Origin of the sequence: Pseudomonas sp. CBZ-4 (assembly GCF_000346755.1) — a bacterium.
Taxonomy (GTDB): Bacteria; Pseudomonadota; Gammaproteobacteria; order Pseudomonadales; family Pseudomonadaceae; genus Aquipseudomonas.
This window is the reverse complement of the sequence record NZ_ANNV01000172.1, coordinates 19,882-37,896: the sequence shown is the minus strand read 5'-3', so window position 1 is coordinate 37,896 and position 18,015 is coordinate 19,882. Positions and strand designations below refer to the sequence as shown.

The following is an 18,015-nucleotide window of genomic DNA, read 5'->3' as shown; positions in this document are numbered from 1 at the left end:
ACACGGTCAATGATCACCTGCCGGGGATGGTCAAGCGCTACCCGCAACTGACCCTGCCCATTGGCCTGGTCTACGGTTCGCGCGACCAGGTGCTGGACTTTCGCAAGCATGGCCAGGCCCTGGTCGACAAGGTCCCGGGGGTGAAGCTGCAGTTGGTGGAAGGGCGTGGCCACATGCTGCCGATCACTGCCACCGCGCGCGTGGTGGAGGTGGTGCAGCAGGTCGCCAAGCGGATGCGTGCACCACAAGGCGCGACGCTTTTGCACCCGCCGTTCGCCCTGGCGAACAAATAAGCGTGGCCTCTGTTGCGGGTTGGGCTGTCGCAAATGCTTGCTCTAGAGACCTGACCAAACGGCTGAAAAAGAGACTGCCCGGTCACATGAAAAAGGCCTCGAAAAAGTAGTTGACGACCTACCGATTCCGCGTTATTTATTTAAAAAAATATTTCAATTTATATTTTGAAATGATTTTTGAAATGCCTAAGAGCGAATAAAAATGAAAAAAACGTCTTTTATCGCATGGTTGGTTTTCGGGAGCATTCAGCGCTCCTCGGACCTGTTTTCTGCCCGCCTGCCAAGGAGCCTGTCATGAATCAGACTCTGGCAGCTCCAAGCGTATGGACCGACGGCAAGCGCCACCTGTGGTGGTTGGGCATCATGCCGCTGGCCACCCCTCTGTTGTCCGGCGCACTGGCCATTACCACCGGCATCCAGCAACTGTGGTGGGTCGGTGTACTGGTGATCTTCGGCCTGATCCCGCTGATCGATGGCCTGCTCGGCGAAGACGTCAGCAACCCACCTGAATCCGCCGTCAGCCACCTGGAATCGCAAAGCTACTACCGCTGGATCGTCTACACCGGTGTGCTGTTTGTGATCTCGTCGGTGGTGATCACCGGCTGGCTCGCCGCCGGCGGCATTGAATGGATCATCCAGGGCGGCCTGCTGCAAGCCGCTGCCACACTGGACCCTTCCAGCTGGCTTTCCCACGCTGCCAGCTACATCACCGCGCGCACCCAACTGCACGGCGAACCGAGCTGGTTCACCTACCTGGGCATGGCCATGTCCACCGGCGCGGCAACCGGCATCGCCATCAACACCGCCCATGAACTGGGGCACAAGCCCAACGCCCTGGAAGTGTTCCTCGCCAAGGTCACCCTGGCGCCCACGTTCTACGGGCACTTCTACACCGAACACAACCGTGGCCATCACGTCCGTGTGGCCACCCCGGAAGACCCGGCCAGCTCGCGCCTGGGCGAGAGCTTCTAAGCCTTCCTGCCGCGCTCGGTGTGGTTCAGCGCCCGCTCGGCGTGGAACCTGGAGCGTGAACGCCTGCGCAAACTCGGCTTGCCCGCCTGGCACTGGCAGAACGGCGTGCTCAGCGCCTGGATGTACAGCGTGGTGTTGTGGGGCGCGATGATTGCCTGGCTGGGGGCGGCGGTGATTCCGTTCCTGATCATCCAGGGCATCTACGGGTTCTCCTTGCTGGAAGTGGTGAACTACGTCGAGCACTACGGCCTGAAACGCCAGAAGTTACCGAATGGGCGTTATGAACGTTGCTCGCCTCGGCACTCCTGGAACAGCAATCGGATCGTGACCAATATCTTCCTGTTCCAACTGCAACGGCACTCCGATCACCATGCCAACCCAACGCGTAGTTATCAGTCGCTGCGTCACTTCGATGAGTCGCCGCAACTGCCCTACGGTTACGCGAGCATGATTGTCTGGGCTTATGTGCCTTACTTGTGGCGCCGGCGCATGGATCACCGGGTGCTGAATCATTATGCCGGGGATATCACCCTGACCAATCTTCAGCCGTCACAACGCTTGAAGTATCTGGAGAAGTACAGCGGCAGTGCCAAGCCGTTCTGATGTGAACTAACACGTAAGTGGGCGTACTCGGGATCTGTGTATCGCGCAGGTTTTTATCGCCCACGGTTTCCCCCGGTTAGTTGCAAGAAAGTTGTTTGACCCTAACAAAAATAATTTCAAGGGAAGGACGTACACCATGCAAGCACCTGCCAAGTTCACCACCCATATCGTATTGGCCGCATTGGGGCTGATCGTCTATCACCAGGCCCAGGCCGCGCGCATCGAGCCGGCCGGCAGTGCCTTTACGGCCCAAGGGCCCATCAGCTTTTCCAAGGGCGCGCTGATCAGCGCCGACTGCACCATCAAGGTCGCCGGCAAGGTCGCGGCGGATGGTTCATCGGTGAATGTCGACAAAGTCGAATTCGACGGCGGCCTCAAGTGCAGCCGGGTCGAAGCCATCAACTTGCCCTGGGTATTGATCGCCAAAGACACCAAGAGCGGCTCCATGTCGAAGATCAGCGTAGACGTGCACGCCTTCGGCCTGGGCGGCAAGTGTGGTCCTTCCACGGCGGACGGTACGTGGGATAACGCCACCGGCAAGTTGGAAGCCAGCAATGTGCCGATTGGCGAAGACTGCAAGATCAAGACGGTGTCGATCAAGATGCCGCCCAACTTCAAAGTTGTGGAATAAGCGTCAGATGTTGTTGCGGTAATCGAATTGAGATTTGGCTGGAAAGGGAAGTTCTGCTGTGTTTCACCGTGACCTCTCGTTCATGGCCATTACCCCCTGGCGAAATGACTTCGCCATAACATGTGAGGAACAACAATGAAAAGTTTGAAAACCCTCGTTTGTGCAACTTCTTTTGCAATGTGCTTTGGCGCGGCGTCGATGGCCAGCGCTGCGGTGATTACCCCTGAAGGGCCGTTCACCAACCTGACCGGTTCCATCACTGTGTTGTCGCCGTCTTCGTCCCTGCCGGTGACTTGCACCCTGACGGCCAGCGGTACGGTATCGGGCGGCATCGCGACGATTTCCAGCGCGACGTTCACCGGCGGCATTTTGTGCCCGCTGGCACAGCTCAAAAGCCTGCCTAATCCAGGTTGGGTGCTCAAAGCCCTTACCACCACAACCGGCACTTTGAGCAATGTGGGTTACGTGATCAATGGTGCTCCTCCACTGATTCCTAAATCGGATTGCGGTCCGACCAACATCAACGTGACCTGGAACCAGGGCACGCATGTTCTGGGCGCAACCAATCAGACATTGCTTGGGCAGGGCACCGGCAACTGCACCATCCAGACCCTCACCGTTAACGCGCCGGGCCTGAGCGTTCAGTAAGGCGAGTTGGAACCAAGGGCTGATCACCCGTTAAAGACCGGCGTCTCGCAAGGGGCGCCGGTTGATGGAATGGGGACGTGTACACCCGCTGCATAAGTAAAAAAGTCTCACCCAAACAAGCAGGGGCTCATGACTGAGTACCCGGCAGGTTAAGGACGTGTCTGCCTGACCGGCCGTTGATAATAATAAGGAGTGCGCATGAACAATAAAAAGTTACAGATGCAGGTTGCGCTGGGGCTGGCATTGCTGGGCGGGATGGCGGTAACGGTGCCGGTCCAGGCCGGTGGTTTTGCGACGCCGACCGTGGGTGCGGCAGGCTGGGGGCGCGGATTCGGGGGCGGCTCGCTGTTCAAGGATGACCCGGGCGCGGCCTACAACAACCCTGCAGCCATGGCCTTTATCGATCATAAGGTTGCGCAGTTCACGGTTGACTACGCTCGAATCAATATCAAATACAAAGGTCAGGCCTATGACCTTAACGGTAACCCGTTGGAGAAAACCCCGTTGAACCCGGACGGGAGCTTTGGCACCCCTTATTCTCAAGGTGACGGTGGCGAAGGTGGTTTTACCGCCTGGCTGCCCACCGGCTTCATGGTTTTACCCATCAATGACCGCTTTGCCTTCGGCCTGAGCCAGGTGGTGCCTCAAGGCATGCGCAGTACCTGGGATCAAGACTGGAAGGGGCGCGACTTCGCTGTTGATACCAAGATCGAAACGGTAGGGCTTACAGGGTCTCTGTCGTTCAAGGTCACGGACCAGTTTTCCATCGGTGCCGGTGCAATCGTTCAGCACAGTAAAGGCTTTGTCAGCCAGAACATTGACCTGCTGGGGGCGGCAGCGGCTTCGCCGGCCGGCATTCCGTTCCCATCCGGCGTGGGTGACGCGTTGATGCGGGTCAAGGTCGATAACACGTCGGTGGGCTGGTTTACCGGCGTGGTCTGGAAGCCCACCGCGCAAGACACGCTCGGCTTGAACTACCACGCGAAAATCAAGAACAAGATGGAGGGCAAATACAACATCCGTGCCGACGCGGCGTTGAAAAGCCTGATGACCGACCCGGCACTGCCCGATGGCACTACGCTGGTGGGCGTCCTCTATCCGGGCCTGAACCTGCAACCGGACGGTGCCAATGCGGAAACTCGGTTGGATATCCCGGCCAATGCCTCTTTCGATTGGGTGCATGAATTCAATGACAAGTTGACCCTGGGTGTCAGTGCGACCTGGACTCAATGGTCGTCGTTCAAGGCCCTGACGCTGACCTCCGACGGCAACCTGATCGTCTCCATTCCCTACAAGTACCGTGATTCCTGGCAATACTCGTTCGGCGGCGACTACAAACTCACCGACGACCTGACACTGCGCAGTGGTGTCTCGTTTGACCAGACGCCGACCCGCAACTCTACCCGTGACCCACGGATCCCGGATGGCGATCGGATCTTCGCTTCGCTGGGTTTTGGCTACAACATCCGCGCCATTCCTGGCTTGAGCATCGATGGCGCCTACTCGCGGCAGTTTGTGCAGGACGTCAATCTGAAGACGCAAAACCAGGATCGCCTTGGCGGTTCGCGTCTTGATGGCAAGTCCGAGGGTAAAGGCGAGGTGGTCAGTATGTCGGCAACCTACCGCTTCTAATAGCAATGCGCGCGACGGCGCGGCGATGCAGCAAGCGCATCTTGCTGCACCTTCACGCTGTCATGTACCGACGGGTTGCTCACGCGACCCGTTGCGATTTGGTCATTTGATCAACCGATAGGGCTGACCCGTTCAGCCGATTTTTTTGTCCAAACATTAAATAAAAATTTCAAAACAAAATTTGAATTTGTCTTTCCAAGTTTGTAGTGTGGCCTTACGCCGCAGCTTTTCACAGCTGTCGCCCCTAGGCCGCACCCTGAATCGAGTAGAGGTATCCCCATGGTTATCTGGTTATTGGCGGGTGTCGCAGCAGCGATTGCCCTGGCGTATCGACAAGCGGCCGCGGCCCTTTGGTTGGGCGCTGGCCTGGTTTGGTTAGCGATAGGCTACTTGTTCAACGTGGTTGGAGGTTTTGGTGCCACTGTCGCGGCAGTGCTGGTGGTAGCCCCCGCGTTGCTGATGACGATCAAACCCCTGCGACGCAGCCTGTTGACCAGCAAGGCCCTGGCCCTGTTTCGCACCATCATGCCGGCCATGTCCGACACCGAACGCGCCGCCATCGAGTCCGGCACCGTGTGGTGGGACGCCGAGCTGTTCAGCGGCAAACCCGACTGGCAGCGCCTGCTGCAAGCCGCCCCCGCCAGCCTCAGCGCGGAAGAACAGGCCTTCCTCGATAACGAAGTGGAAACCCTGTGCGACATCGCCAACGACTGGGAAACCACCCAGGTGTGGCAGGACATGTCCCCCGAAGGCTGGCAGTACACCAAGGACGCCGGCTTTCTCGGCATGATCATTCCCAAGCAGTACGGCGGCAAAGGCTTCTCCCACTACGCCCATTCGCAGGTGGTGATGAAGTTGTCGACGCGCTGCTCGGCGGCGGCGATTTCGGTGATGGTGCCCAACTCCCTGGGCCCGGCCGAGTTGCTGCTGCATTACGGCACCGACGCCCAGCGCAACTACTACCTGCCACGCCTGGCGCGGGGCGAGGACATCCCGTGTTTCGCCCTGACCAGCCCCTATGCCGGCTCCGACGCCGGGGCGATCCCCGACCTGGGCATCGCCTGCAAAGGCACCCATGAAGGCGAGGAAGTGCTGGGTTTTCGCGTGACCTGGGACAAGCGCTACATCACCCTCGGCCCGATTGCCACCGTGCTCGGCCTGGCGTTCCGCGCCGAAGACCCCGACGGTTTGCTCGGCCCGGCCGGTTCGCTGGGGATCACCTGTGCGTTGATTCCCACGGATCACCCCGGGGTCAACAGCGGCCGCCGGCACTGGCCGTTGAATGCGGTGTTCCAGAACGGCCCGACCACCGGCAAGGACGTGTTTATCCCACTGGAGTGGGTGATCGGCGGCCGCGAACAAGTCGGCAACGGCTGGCGCATGCTGATGGAATGCCTGGCCGCCGGGCGGGCGATTTCCCTGCCGTCGGCCAACGTCGGCCTGGGCAAGGTCGCCGTGCGCGGCACCACCGCGTATGCGGCGATGCGTAAACAGTTCGGGCTGCCCATTGGCAAGTTCGAAGGTGTGCAGGCACCACTGGCGCGCATGGCCGGGCATTTGTATGCGTGCGATGCGGTGCGCAAAGTCTCGGTGGCGTCCCTGGATGCGGGTGAAAAACCTTCGGTGATCTCCGCCATTGCCAAGTACCACGTCACCGAGCGCGCGCGGATCATCGTCAACGACGGCATGGACATCGTCGCCGGCAAGGGCATCTGCATGGGGCCGAACAACTTCCTCGCCCGTGCCTATCAGCAAAGCCCCATCGCCATCACGGTGGAAGGCGCCAATATCATGACCCGCTGCCTGATCATCTTTGGCCAGGGCCTGATCCGTTGCCATCCCTACGTGTTCCGCGAGATGGAAGCGGCGCGCAACCCGGACCGGCGCCAGTCCCTGGAAGACTTTGACAGCGCCATGTTCGGCCATGTGAGTTTTGTGCTGGCCAATACCGTACGCGCGGCGGTGCATGCGCTGACGGGTGGGCGGCTGATTGCCGTGCCGGCCAAGACCGATCCGGCGCTGGCGTCCTACTACCGCCAGGCCAATCGTCTGTCAGTGGTGCTGGCGTTGATCTCGGATGTGTCCATGGGCGTGCTGGGCGGTGCCCTCAAGCGCAAGGAAAGTATCACCGGGCGTTTGGGAGATATTCTGTCGCAGCTGTACATCCTGTCCTGTGTGCTCAAGCGTTTTGAGGACGACGGCCGGTCCCAGGCGGACCTGCCGCTGGTGCATTGGGCGGCGCAGGATGCGTTGCTGCGCGCCCATGAAGCCCTCGCCGAAGTGCTCGACAATTACCCATCCAAAGCCGCTGCGGCGGTGGTGCGTGGCTTGAGTTTTCCGTGGGGCATTCCCCTGCGCAAACCGTCGGATCGCCTGTTGGCGCAGGTGGCGGATGTGGTGCAAACCCCCGGCGAAACCCGTGACCGTTTGCTGGCCAATTCCTACATTCCTCGTCCGGAAATCGACAAGTTGGCCTACGGCGAACTGGGCTTCCGCTTGTTGCCACAGGTGGAGTTGATCGACGCGCGCCTCAAGCCTGCGATCAAGCAAGGCCTGCTCGAACCGCTGCCGATCTCGGCCACGGCCTTCACCGCGTGGCGGGTCAAGGCGCGGGCGCTGGACCTGATCAGCGATGACGAAGACGCCTTGCTCGCGCGTTATGTGGAATACGCCGATCACGCCATCCAGGTGGACGACTTCCCGCAGGACTTTGGTTTGCTGGAGGCGTTGCAGCAGCGCAAGCAGGCGCTGGAACCGGTGGCCAAGCGCCGTAGCAGCCAGGGCGAAAACGCCTCGGTCAACTAGCCGTAACACGGTCGATGTGGGAGCCGGGCTTGCCCGCGATGACGGTGTACCTGATACACCGCTATCGCAGGCAAGCCAGCTCCCACAGGGATCGGGTTTACAGGTCAAGACAGTGTTGTGAGTGGGTTTATCTATGAGTGACAGCTATCTAACGTTCGTCAATTCCCCTTGGGGCCGCCGCCTCGCCCAGGCCATCGGTTTGCCACAGCCACTGCCGTTGCAACGCCATCGCAGCGGCCAGCAGGGCTTGGCCAACCCGGTGATCGTCGCCGGGGCAGGGCGCCTGGCTGCGCAGGTGCAACAGCTCTTCAGCGCCACCGATACGGTCACCGCCGCTGCGGCCACGCTCAAGGCACCGTCCACCGGCAAGGTGCAGGGTGCGGTGTTTGACGCCAGCGGCGTGAGCGGCCTGCAACAGTTGGATGAGCTGTACGAATTCTTCCATGCCAACGGCAAACGTCTCAGCCAGCACGGCCGCGTGGTGGTGCTCGGCATCGCGCCGGAGCATTGCGCGGACTTGCCCCAGGCCATCGCCCAGCGTGCCCTCGAAGGTTTGGTGCGCTCCCTGGCCAAGGAGCTGCGCCGCGCGATCACCGTGCAATTGCTCTACGTGGCGCCGGGGGCCGAAGATGCGCTGGACAGCAGCCTGCGCTTCTTTCTGTCGCGCCGCTCGGCCTACGTTTCGGGGCAGGTGGTGCGCGTGGAAAACCCCGTGGACGGTCACGTGACGGTCAACTGGGACAAGCCTTTCGCCGGTCGCCGCGCGCTGGTCACCGGTGCGTCCCGTGGCATCGGCCTGGCGATTGCCCAGGTGCTGGCCCGCGACGGTGCCCACGTGGTGTGTGTGGATGTGCCCCAGGCCCAGGACTCGCTGCAACAAGCGGCGGCCAGTGTGGGCGGTTCGGCATTACCGTTGGACATCACCGCCGCCGACGCCGCTGCGCTGTTGCACGCCCATGTCAGTCAATACGGCGCATTTGACGTGGTGGTGCATAACGCCGGGATCACCCGTGACAAGACCATCGCCAAGATGACCGAGGCCGCGTGGCGCAGTGTGTTGGCGGTCAACCTGGACGCGCCCCTGCGCCTGAGCGAGGCGTTGCTGGACAGCCAGGGCCTCAACCCCGGTGGGCGCATTGTGTGCGTGTCGTCGATCTCCGGCATCGCCGGCAACCTCGGGCAAAGCAACTACGCCACCTCCAAGGCCGGGGTGATTGGCCTGGTGCAAGGCCTCGCGCCGCGCGCGGCGGCGCAGCAGGTCACGGTCAATGCGGTGGCGCCGGGGTTTATCGAAACCCAGATGACCGCGAAGATTCCGTTGATGATCCGCGAAGCGGGGCGGCGCATGAATTCGCTGTCCCAGGGCGGGCAGCCGATTGACGTGGCCGAGACGATCGCCTGGCTGGCGCACCCGGCTTCCGGCGGGGTCAACGGACAAGTCGTACGGGTGTGCGGGCAAAGCCTGCTGGGAGCTTGAGCCATGGACTACGTGACGCAGATTATCGATCCACCCCCGTCGCGCACCCAGCTGTTGCTCGACGGCGTGCGTGCCCTGCGCAAACCCAAGCTGGACGGCGCGCCGCTATTGCCGACGGAACGCCTGGTGCGTTCGGCAGTGGCGTTGCAGGCTGCTGATATTGCCGCCTACGGCCGTGCCTGCGGGTTTCGCCGGGAACAGGGCGTGCCACTGTCCTATCCCCATGTGCTGGCGTTCCCGCTGCACTTGATGTTGCTGACGCGGCCGAGCTTTCCGTACCCGGCCAGCGGCATGGTGCATCTGGCCAATCGCATTCGCCAGCATCAGCGTTTGCAGGAGGGCCAGGCGCTGCGCCTGGAGGTGTATTGCGAGCGCTGGGTCGCGCATGCCAAGGGGCAGGCGTTGAGTATCGCTACCCGTGCCTACAGCGCCGGCACTCTGGTGTGGGAAAGCGACAGCCTGTACCTGCGCCGGGACGTCAAGGATCCCGTCGGCGAACCCTGGAATGACGCGTTGGCGTTGCAGGAAGAAGGCCTGTTGCGCACCCAGCGCTGGGTGTTGCCGGCCGATCTGGGGCGGCGCTTTGCCCGGGTATCGGGGGACTTCAACCCGATCCACACCTCGCTGATCGGCGCCAAACTCTTTGGCTTTCGCCGCGCCATCGCCCACGGCATGTGGACCCTGGGCCGCGCACTTGCTGCCCAGCAACCGCCCGGTGGACTGGCGCAGGCCGAGGCCCATTGCGACTTCAAACTGCCGATCTTCCTGCCCGGCCAGGTCGCGCTGTGGAACCACCCCGTAAACGGCCCGCGCCGCGAGTTTGAAGTGCGCAATTTCGCCGGTGATAAACCGCATATGCGTGGGCTATTTGTCTGCAATGAGAACCGTCGATGACTGACTACAGCTTCAACCCGGCCCCGACTCGCCGCGTGGCGATTATCGGCGGCAACCGCATCCCGTTTGCCCGTTCCAACACGGTGTACGCCTACGACAGCAACCAGGACTTGCTGGTGGCGGCGCTGCAAGGCCTGGTGGACCGCTACAACCTGCACGGCCAGCGCCTGGGTGAGTTTGCCGCCGGGGCGGTGATCAAGCACTCGCGGGATTTCAACCTGGCCCGTGAGTCGCTGCTGTCCACCACCTTGTCACCGGACACGCCCGCATACGATGTGCAGCAAGCCTGCGGCACCGGCCTGGAGGCGGCGTTGCTGGTGGCCAATAAAATCGCCCTCGGCCAGATCGACGTGGGCATCGCTGGAGGTGCCGATACTACCTCCGACGCGCCCATCGGCATCAACGAATCCCTGCGTCACACCTTGCTCGCGGCCAACCGCGCCAAAGGCCTGGGTGGCAAGGTGCAGGCCTTGCTCAAGGTGCGTCCGTCGATGTTTTTCAAGCCGCTGCTGCCGCGCAATGGCGAGCCGCGCACCGGCTTGTCCATGGGCGAGCACTGCGAGGAAATGGCCAAGCGCTGGCAGATCAAGCGCCTGGCCCAGGATGAGCTGACGTTGACCAGTCACCAGCGCCTGGACGCGGCCTACAAACGCGGCTTCTTCGACGACCTGATCAGCCCCCATCACGGCCTGGCCCGGGACAACAACCTGCGCGCCGACACCCACCTTGCCAAGCTCGCCAGCCTGGCGCCGGCCTATGACCGTGACAACGGCAGCCTCACCGCTGGCAACTCGACACCGCTGACCGATGGCGCCTCGGTAGTGTTGCTGGCCAGTGAAGAATGGGCTGCGGCCAATGGCTGGCCGGTGCTGGCCTACCTGCGCACCGGCGAGACGGCGGCGGTGAATTTTGTCGATGGCACTGAAGGCCTGCTGATGGCCCCGGCCTACGCGGTGCCGCGCATGCTCAAGCGCGAAGGCCTGAGCTTTGCCGACTTTGATTTCTTCGAGATCCATGAAGCCTTTGCCGCCCAGGTCCTGTGCACCCTCAAGGCTTGGGAAGACGCCGATTACTGCCGTGAACGCCTGGGCCTGGACGCGCCGCTGGGCGCCATCGACCGCGCCAAAATGAACGTGAATGGCGGCTCCCTGGGCTGCGGCCATCCGTTCGCCGCCACCGGTGGCCGGCAACTGGCGACGCTGGCCAAGACCATTCATGAAAACGGCGGTGGTCGTGGCCTGATTTCGATCTGTGCGGCGGGCGGGCTGGGCATTACCGCCATCGTCGAAAAGTAGCGCTATCCAAAACAACAATAAGGAAACTGCCATGAGCACTGTCAGCCTGGAACACAGCGAACGGATCTGGTTGGACGCTTACCTGCCCGGCGTGCCGGCCGACATCGACGCGGGCATTGAGGCTTACCCGTCGTTGCGGGAAGTGTTCCTGGAGCACCTGGAAAAATTCCGCGAGCGTGTGGCCTACGTCAGCATCGGCACGGAAATGACCTACGCCGACTGGGAAGTCCAGGGCTTCGCGTTTGCCGCGTGGCTACAGGGCCAGGGGGTGAAAAAGGGCGACCGCGTGGCGCTGATGATGCCCAATTGCTTGCAGTACCCGATCTGCCTGTTGGGCACGATCCTGGCCGGTGCGGTGGTGGTCAACGTCAACCCGCTGTACACCTCCCATGAACTCAAGCACTTGCTCAAGGACAGCGAAGCCGAAACCGTGGTGATCTTCGAGAACTTCGCCCACACCCTGGAAAAAGTCATCGCCGGCAGCAGCGTCAAGCGCGTGGTGATCGCGGCCATCGGCGACCTGCTGGGCACCTTCAAGGGCGCGGCGATGAACTTCATCCTGCGCACCGTGCAAAAGCAGGTGCCTGCATTCAAGCTGCCGGGTGCGTTGCGGTTCAACCAGGCGCTCAAGCAAGGGCGTGGCCTGAACCACTTCCCGGTGGCCATGCAGCTCGATGACCTGGCGTTCCTGCAATACACCGGCGGTACCACCGGCGACGCCAAGGGCGTGATGCTCAGCCATCGCAATATCATCGCCAACCTGCTGCAAGCCAAGGCCTGGGTCGGCGACCAACTGGACCAGGACAAGCAGGAAACCAACGTCACCTTGCTGCCGCTGTACCACATCTTTTCCCTGACGGTGAACTGCCTGATGTTCATGTGCCTGGGCGGGCGCAACATCCTGATCGCCAACCCTCGGGATGTGAAGCGGGTGCAGATGATCCTGCGCAAGGAGCGCTTCAACGGCATCGCTGGGGTCAACACCTTGTTTAATGGCTTGCTGGAGAACAAGGAGTTCTGCGCGCGGGACTTTTCCGACCTGCGCATGGTGATCGCCGGCGGCATGGCGACGCACACGGCGGTGGCCAAGCGCTGGCAGGAAGTCACCGGGCTGCCGATCATCGAGGGTTACGGCCTGACCGAGTGTTCGCCGGTGGTGAGCATCAGCCCGATCAATATCGCGCGCATGCGTGAGATGGAGTTTACCGGCAGCATTGGCGTGCCGTTGCCGTCCACCTGGGTGCGCTTTGTGCGTGAAGACGGCGAGTTGGCCGAGATTGGCGAGCAGGGCGAACTGCAAGTGCGCGGCCCGCAGGTGATGCAGGGCTACTGGAAACGCCCGGATGCAACGGCCGAGGTACTGGATGCCGAAGGGTGGTTGTCGACCGGCGATATCGGGGTGATGGACGCGCGCGGGTTTATCCGCCTGGTGGATCGCAAGAAGGACATGATCCTGGTCTCGGGTTTCAACGTGTACCCCAATGAAATCGAAGACGTGGTGGCGCTGCACCCAGGGGTCGGGGAGGTGGCGGCCATTGGCGTGGAAGACCCGGTGACCGGCGAGAAGGTGAAGATCATTGTGGTGCGCAAGGACCCGAACCTGACCCAAGAGCAGATTCTTGCGCATTGCCGGGAATACCTGACGGGGTACAAGGTGCCCAAGTATGTGGAGTTCCGGACTACGGAATTGCCCAAGACTACCGTGGGCAAAGTGCTGCGTCGGGCGTTGCGCTGATCATTGAGGATGTTCACACATCCAAAGGTGGGAGCTGGCTTGCCTGCGATGGCGGTGTATCAGTTGAGGCATATGCTGACTGATACACCGCCATCGCGGGCAAGCCCGCTCCCACAGGGGAATAGCGTTGGGTTTTAGAGCGTGCTCACGTTGACCCAGCGTTCTTCCTTGGCCGCGACGCGAATCGCGGTCGCCAATTGCTCGACCGCCCACGCCGCCTCAAAGTCGGTGCCATCCGTACCCTGGCCGGCCACGGCCAAGATCAACTCCTGCACCTCCAGCGTCTTCAGTTCGTTGTAGCCCAATTGATGCCCCGCCGCCGGGCTGAATGCCGCATAGCCGGGCAGGGCAGGGCCGGCCAACAAGCGCTGGAACCCGTCCTGGCCAACGCGGCACAGTTGCAGTTCATTCAACCGCTCCTGATCGAAGGCCAGCGTACCTTTGGTCCCGCTGATCTCGAAACTCAGGTGGTTCTTGTAACCGTGCTTGAGCCAACTGCTGCTGACCGTGCCGCGCGCGCCGTTGGCGAAGCGCAGCAGTGCGTGCACCTGGTCATCCACGGCAATGGCTTTGTGCTCGCTGCTGCCTTTGACGGCAGGGCGCTGGGCATGCACGGTCTGGGTGTCGGCGCACACGCTGGTCACATCGCCGACCAGATAGCGCGCCATCGACAGCAAGTGGCTGCCCAGGTCGGCCAGGGCGCCCCCGGCATGTTCCACCTCGCAGCGCCACGACCAGGGTGAAGCCGGGTCGGCCATGAAGTCTTCGCTGAACTCGCCCTGGAAACTGATGATCTCGCCCAGGTCGCCCCGGGCAATCATCTGCTTGGCCAGTGCGATCATCGGGTTGTGCTGGTAGTTGTAGCCCACGCGTGTGACTACACCGGCGGCACTGGCCGCGCGGCGCATGGCGTCAGCCTGTTCGAGACTCACGGCCAGGGGTTTCTCGCAGTACACCGCCTTGCCAGCCGCGATGGCGGCCATGGCCATGGGGTAGTGCAGGTGATTGGGGGTGGTGATGGCCACGACATCCACGTTGGGGTCGTTGATCAGCGCCTGCCAGTCGCCATGGGCCTGGGCAAAGCCCCAATCCTTGGCGCAGCGTTGTGCGCGTTCGGTATCGGCGTCGGCCAGGGCGGCCAGCTTGAGGTGTACCGGCAGTTCAAATACCGCGCGGGCGTTATTGAACGCCAAGGCATGGGCGCGGCCCATGAAGCCTGTGCCGATCAAGCCGATTCCGAGTTCACGCATAGCCGTGGTCCTTTGTTTTATTGTTGTCAGAGGCGCTATTAATGGAATAAAAATTCTCTAATTTCAATAGATGGAATAAAAATTCATCGAAGCGCAGGTAATCACTCTGGCGAATGCAGCTATATTCAGCCCGTGGCCAAATGCCGCCAGTTAACAAAAGATAACGTAGCGCCGATTGTCAGACGATTCGAAAGCCCGATAGGATGGCCCCTGCTTCCTCCAGGCGCTCTAGATTGCAGGTTTCAGAGCCCGGGAAGGCGAGATGACCTAACAATAATAAATGGGAGAAGGTCTATGAGTGAGCCTGTCATGGGTTGGGTTGTTTGCCGCCCACGCGCCGCACGCAGGGTTGCGTTGCTGGCCACAGCGCTCTCGCTGTTTGGGGCCGTCGCGTTGCCGACCGCCGCCCAGGCCGCTGGCGATACCCCCGCCGCGGCGGTGTTTGCAATTGAATCGCCCAAGGCCGCCAAAGGCCTGATGATCGACGTGGTTCACGCCGGCAAGCGCCTGGTGGCGGTCGGTGATCGTGGGCATATCCTCTATTCCGATGACCAGGGCGCGACCTGGACGCAAGCCAAAGTCCCCACCCGACAGTTGCTCACGGCGGTGTTTTTCGTCGATGACAAACAAGGCTGGGCCGTCGGTCATGATGCGCAAATCCTTGCCAGCACCGACGGCGGCGCCACCTGGACCCAGCAGTATCAAGACCTCAAGCGCGAATCGCCGCTGCTCGACATCTGGTTCAACAACGCCAACCACGGCCTGGCCGTCGGCGCGTACGGTGCGCTGATCGAAACCACCGACGGCGGCAAAACCTGGGCCGATGTCAGCGACCGCCTCGACAACGAAGATCAGTTCCACCTCAACGCCATCTCCTTTATCAGGGACGCCGGCCTGTTTATCGTCGGCGAGCAGGGCAGCATGTTCCGCTCCAGCGATGACGGCCAGACCTGGGAAAAACTCGAAGGCCCTTACGAGGGCTCGCTGTTTGGCGTGATCAGCACCGCGCAGCCGCAAACCCTGTTGGCCTATGGCTTGCGCGGCAACCTGTATCGCTCCACGGATTTCGGCACGACCTGGGAGCAGGTCGAGCTCAAGGCGGCGCGAGGCGCGCTGGAGTTTGGCTTGTCCGGCGCGACATTGCTGGATGACGGTTCCATCGTGGTCGTCGGCAATGGCGGCAGTGTGGTGGTCAGCCATGACGACGGGGTGACCTTCAGCGTCTTCAATCGCCCGGACCGGATTTCACTGTCGGCCGTGACGGCGGCAGGCAACGGCAATTTGATCCTCGCGGGGCAGGGTGGTGTGCGTGTCGCCACCGTTGCCGGCGCAGAGCTCTCAAAATAATAAGAAGGCGGGGATTCAATGAGCAGTCATCACAACGATAAAGCGACCTTTCTTGAGCGCCTGATCTTCAACAACCGCCCGGCAGTCATCGTGATCTGCCTGTTGGTGAGCATTTTCCTGTTCTGGCAGGCGACGTTGATTCGCCCGTCCACGAGCTTTGAAAAGATGATCCCCCTCAAGCACCCCTTCATCGAGAAGATGATGGAGCACCGCAACGACCTGGCGAACCTGGGCAACACGGTGCGCATCTCGGTAGAAGCGAAGGACGGTGACATCTTTACGAAGGAATACATGGAGACCCTGCGGCAGATCAACGACGAGGTGTTCTACATCTCCGGCGTCGATCGTTCGGGCCTCAAGTCGCTGTGGAGCCCCAGCGTGCGCTGGACCGAAGTGACCGAAGAGGGCTTTGCCGGCGGTGAGGTGATCCCACAGAGCTACAACGGCTCGCCGGAAAGCCTCGATCAGCTGCGTAACAACGTGCTCAAGTCCGGCCAGGTCGGGCGCCTGGTGTCCAACGATTTCAAGTCGAGCATCGTCGATATCCCGTTGTTGGAGGCCTACCCGGACCCGCAGGACCAGGGCAAGTTGCTGGCCCTGGACTACCGCAAGTTCTCCCATGAACTCGAAGACAAGATCCGCGACAAGTTCGAGGCGCAGAACCCCAACGTCAAGATCCACATCGTCGGTTTCGCCAAGAAGGTCGGTGACCTGATCGATGGCCTGGTGATGGTGGTGATGTTCTTCGGCATCGCGTTTGTCATTACCCTGATCCTGCTGCTGTGGTTCACCAACTGCCTGCGCAGCACTATCGCCGTACTGAGCACCACGTTGGTGGCGGTGATCTGGCAATTGGGCCTGATGCACTTTTTCGGTTTCGGCCTCGATCCGTATTCGATGCTGGTGCCGTTCCTGATCTTTGCCATCGGTATTTCCCACGGCGTGCAGAAGATCAACGGGATCGCCCTGCAATCCAGTGAGGCCGACAACGCGCTGACGGCGGCGCGACGCACGTTCCGCCAGTTGTTCCTGCCGGGGATGATTGCGATTCTGGCGGATGCGGTGGGCTTTATTACCCTGCTGATCATCGATATCGGCGTGATCCGCGAACTGGCCATCGGTGCGTCCATCGGTGTGGCCGTGATCGTGTTCACCAACCTGATCCTGCTGCCGGTGGCGATTTCCTACGTCGGCATCAGCAAGCGCGCCATCGCCAAGAGCAAGAAAGACGCGAACCGCGAACACTCGTTCTGGCGCCTGCTGTCGAACTTTGCCAGCCCGAAAGTCGCACCGATCTCCATCGCCCTGGCCTTGGTCGCCTTTGGCGGCGGCCTCTGGTACAGCCAGAACCTGAAGATCGGCGACCTCGATCAGGGCGCGCCGGAACTGCGCCCCGATTCGCGCTACAACAAAGACAACAACTTCATCATCAGCAACTACTCCACCAGTTCCGATGTGTTGGTGGTGATGGTCAAGACCGCTGCCGAAGGCTGTTCGCGCTATGAAGCCATGGCGCCCATCGACCAGTTGATGTGGAAGATGCAGAACACCGAGGGCGTGCAGTCGGCGATCTCGTTGGTGACCGTGTCCAAGCAGATGATCAAGGGCATGAACGAGGGCAACCTGAAATGGGAAACCCTGTCGCGCAACCCCGATGTGTTGAACAGCTCGATCTCCCGTGCCGATGGCCTGTACAACAACAATTGCTCCCTGGCGCCGGTGCTGGTGTTCCTCAACGACCACAAGGCCGAAACCCTCGACCGCGCGGTGCATGCGGTGCAGGAATTTGCCAAGGAGAACAACAAGGACGGCCTGGAATTCATCCTCGCCGCCGGTAACGCCGGGATTGAAGCGGCGACCAACGAGGTGATCAAGGAGTCGGAACTGACCATCCTGATCCTGGTGTACCTGTGCGTCGCAACCATGTGCATGATCACCTTCCGCTCGTGGGCGGCGACCCTGTGCATCGTGCTGCCGCTGGTGCTGACGTCGGTACTGGGCAACGCGTTGATGGCGTTCATGGGCATCGGCGTCAAGGTCGCGACCTTGCCGGTGGTGGCCCTGGGTGTGGGGATTGGCGTGGACTACGGCATCTATATCTACAGCCGCCTGGAAAGCTTCCTGCGTGCCGGTTTGCCCCTGCAAGAGGCGTATTACCAGACACTCAAGTCCACCGGTAAAGCCGTGCTGTTCACCGGCTTGTGCCTGGCGATCGGCGTGTGCACCTGGATCTTCTCGGCGATCAAGTTCCAGGCCGACATGGGCCTGATGCTGACCTTCATGTTGCTGTGGAACATGTTCGGTGCGCTGTGGCTGTTGCCGGCACTGGCGCGGTTCCTGATCAAGCCCGAGAAACTGGCGGGGCAGAAGGGCAACTCGTTGTTTGCCCACTGAGCCATGGAGTGGGGTAGCTGAAACATGACGGGGGAAGCC

General features: G+C 61.4%; 11 protein-coding genes and 2 pseudogenes. 12 read left to right on the top strand and 1 reads right to left on the bottom strand.

Annotated elements, in window-relative coordinates:
- The 10 genes and pseudogenes from B348_RS01000000130355 to B348_RS0127020 form a co-directional block, all read left to right on the top strand.
- Positions 1–293 (top strand): annotated as a pseudogene (locus tag B348_RS01000000130355) (alpha/beta hydrolase); the annotation flags it as partial.
- A 294-nt stretch (positions 294–587) separates the two neighbouring features.
- Positions 588–1,868: pseudogene (locus tag B348_RS01000000130350) on the top strand (alkane 1-monooxygenase).
- 136 nt (positions 1,869–2,004) lie between these two features.
- The gene (praA, locus tag B348_RS0127055) at positions 2,005–2,499 is read left to right on the top strand and encodes an alkane oxidation protein activator PraA (protein WP_017739150.1); all 495 of its coding nucleotides are present in this window, start codon (positions 2,005–2,007) and stop codon (positions 2,497–2,499) included.
- Positions 2,500–2,634: 135 nt separating this feature from the next.
- The gene (praB, locus tag B348_RS0127050; RefSeq protein ID WP_026137098.1) at positions 2,635–3,147 is read left to right on the top strand and encodes an alkane oxidation protein activator PraB; all 513 of its coding nucleotides are present in this window, start codon (positions 2,635–2,637) and stop codon (positions 3,145–3,147) included.
- Between the two features lie 198 nt (positions 3,148–3,345).
- The gene (locus tag B348_RS0127045; RefSeq protein ID WP_017739148.1) at positions 3,346–4,779 is read left to right on the top strand and encodes an outer membrane protein transport protein; all 1,434 of its coding nucleotides are present in this window, start codon (positions 3,346–3,348) and stop codon (positions 4,777–4,779) included.
- 279 nt (positions 4,780–5,058) lie between these two features.
- Positions 5,059–7,584, top strand: coding sequence for an acyl-CoA dehydrogenase (locus B348_RS0127040; RefSeq protein WP_017739147.1), 2,526 nt, complete (start codon positions 5,059–5,061; stop codon positions 7,582–7,584).
- Positions 7,585–7,717: 133 nt separating this feature from the next.
- The gene (locus B348_RS0127035) at positions 7,718–9,061 is read left to right on the top strand and encodes a 3-oxoacyl-ACP reductase (protein ID WP_017739146.1); all 1,344 of its coding nucleotides are present in this window, start codon (positions 7,718–7,720) and stop codon (positions 9,059–9,061) included.
- 3 nt (positions 9,062–9,064) lie between these two features.
- Positions 9,065–9,955, top strand: coding sequence for a MaoC/PaaZ C-terminal domain-containing protein (locus B348_RS0127030; protein WP_017739145.1), 891 nt, complete (start codon positions 9,065–9,067; stop codon positions 9,953–9,955).
- Complete coding sequence (locus tag B348_RS0127025; protein WP_017739144.1) at positions 9,952–11,250, top strand: acetyl-CoA C-acetyltransferase; 1,299 nt, start codon at positions 9,952–9,954, stop codon at positions 11,248–11,250. The genes B348_RS0127030 and B348_RS0127025 overlap by 4 nt, the downstream gene beginning before the upstream one ends.
- A 31-nt stretch (positions 11,251–11,281) precedes the next feature.
- Entirely contained in the window at positions 11,282–12,985 is a 1,704-nt protein-coding gene (locus B348_RS0127020) for an AMP-binding protein (RefSeq protein WP_017739143.1), read from the top strand.
- Positions 12,986–13,119: 134 nt separating this feature from the next.
- Here B348_RS0127020 and B348_RS0127015 read toward each other — a convergent pair whose 3' ends face one another.
- Positions 13,120–14,235 carry a Gfo/Idh/MocA family protein gene (locus B348_RS0127015; RefSeq protein WP_017739142.1) on the bottom strand — a complete coding sequence of 372 codons (1,116 nt, stop codon included), beginning with the start codon at positions 14,233–14,235 and terminating at the stop codon, positions 13,120–13,122.
- A gap of 309 nt (positions 14,236–14,544) precedes the next feature.
- On the opposite strand from B348_RS0127015, the gene B348_RS0127010 reads away from it, so the two are divergent.
- Together B348_RS0127010 and B348_RS0127005 are read left to right on the top strand one after the other, a co-directional pair.
- A complete protein-coding gene (locus B348_RS0127010) occupies positions 14,545–15,582 on the top strand; it encodes a YCF48-related protein (RefSeq protein ID WP_017739141.1) in 1,038 nt (345 codons plus the stop codon).
- A gap of 18 nt (positions 15,583–15,600) precedes the next feature.
- Entirely contained in the window at positions 15,601–17,976 is a 2,376-nt protein-coding gene (locus B348_RS0127005) for an RND family transporter (RefSeq protein ID WP_017739140.1), read from the top strand.
- Positions 17,977–18,015: the final 39 nt, after the last annotated feature.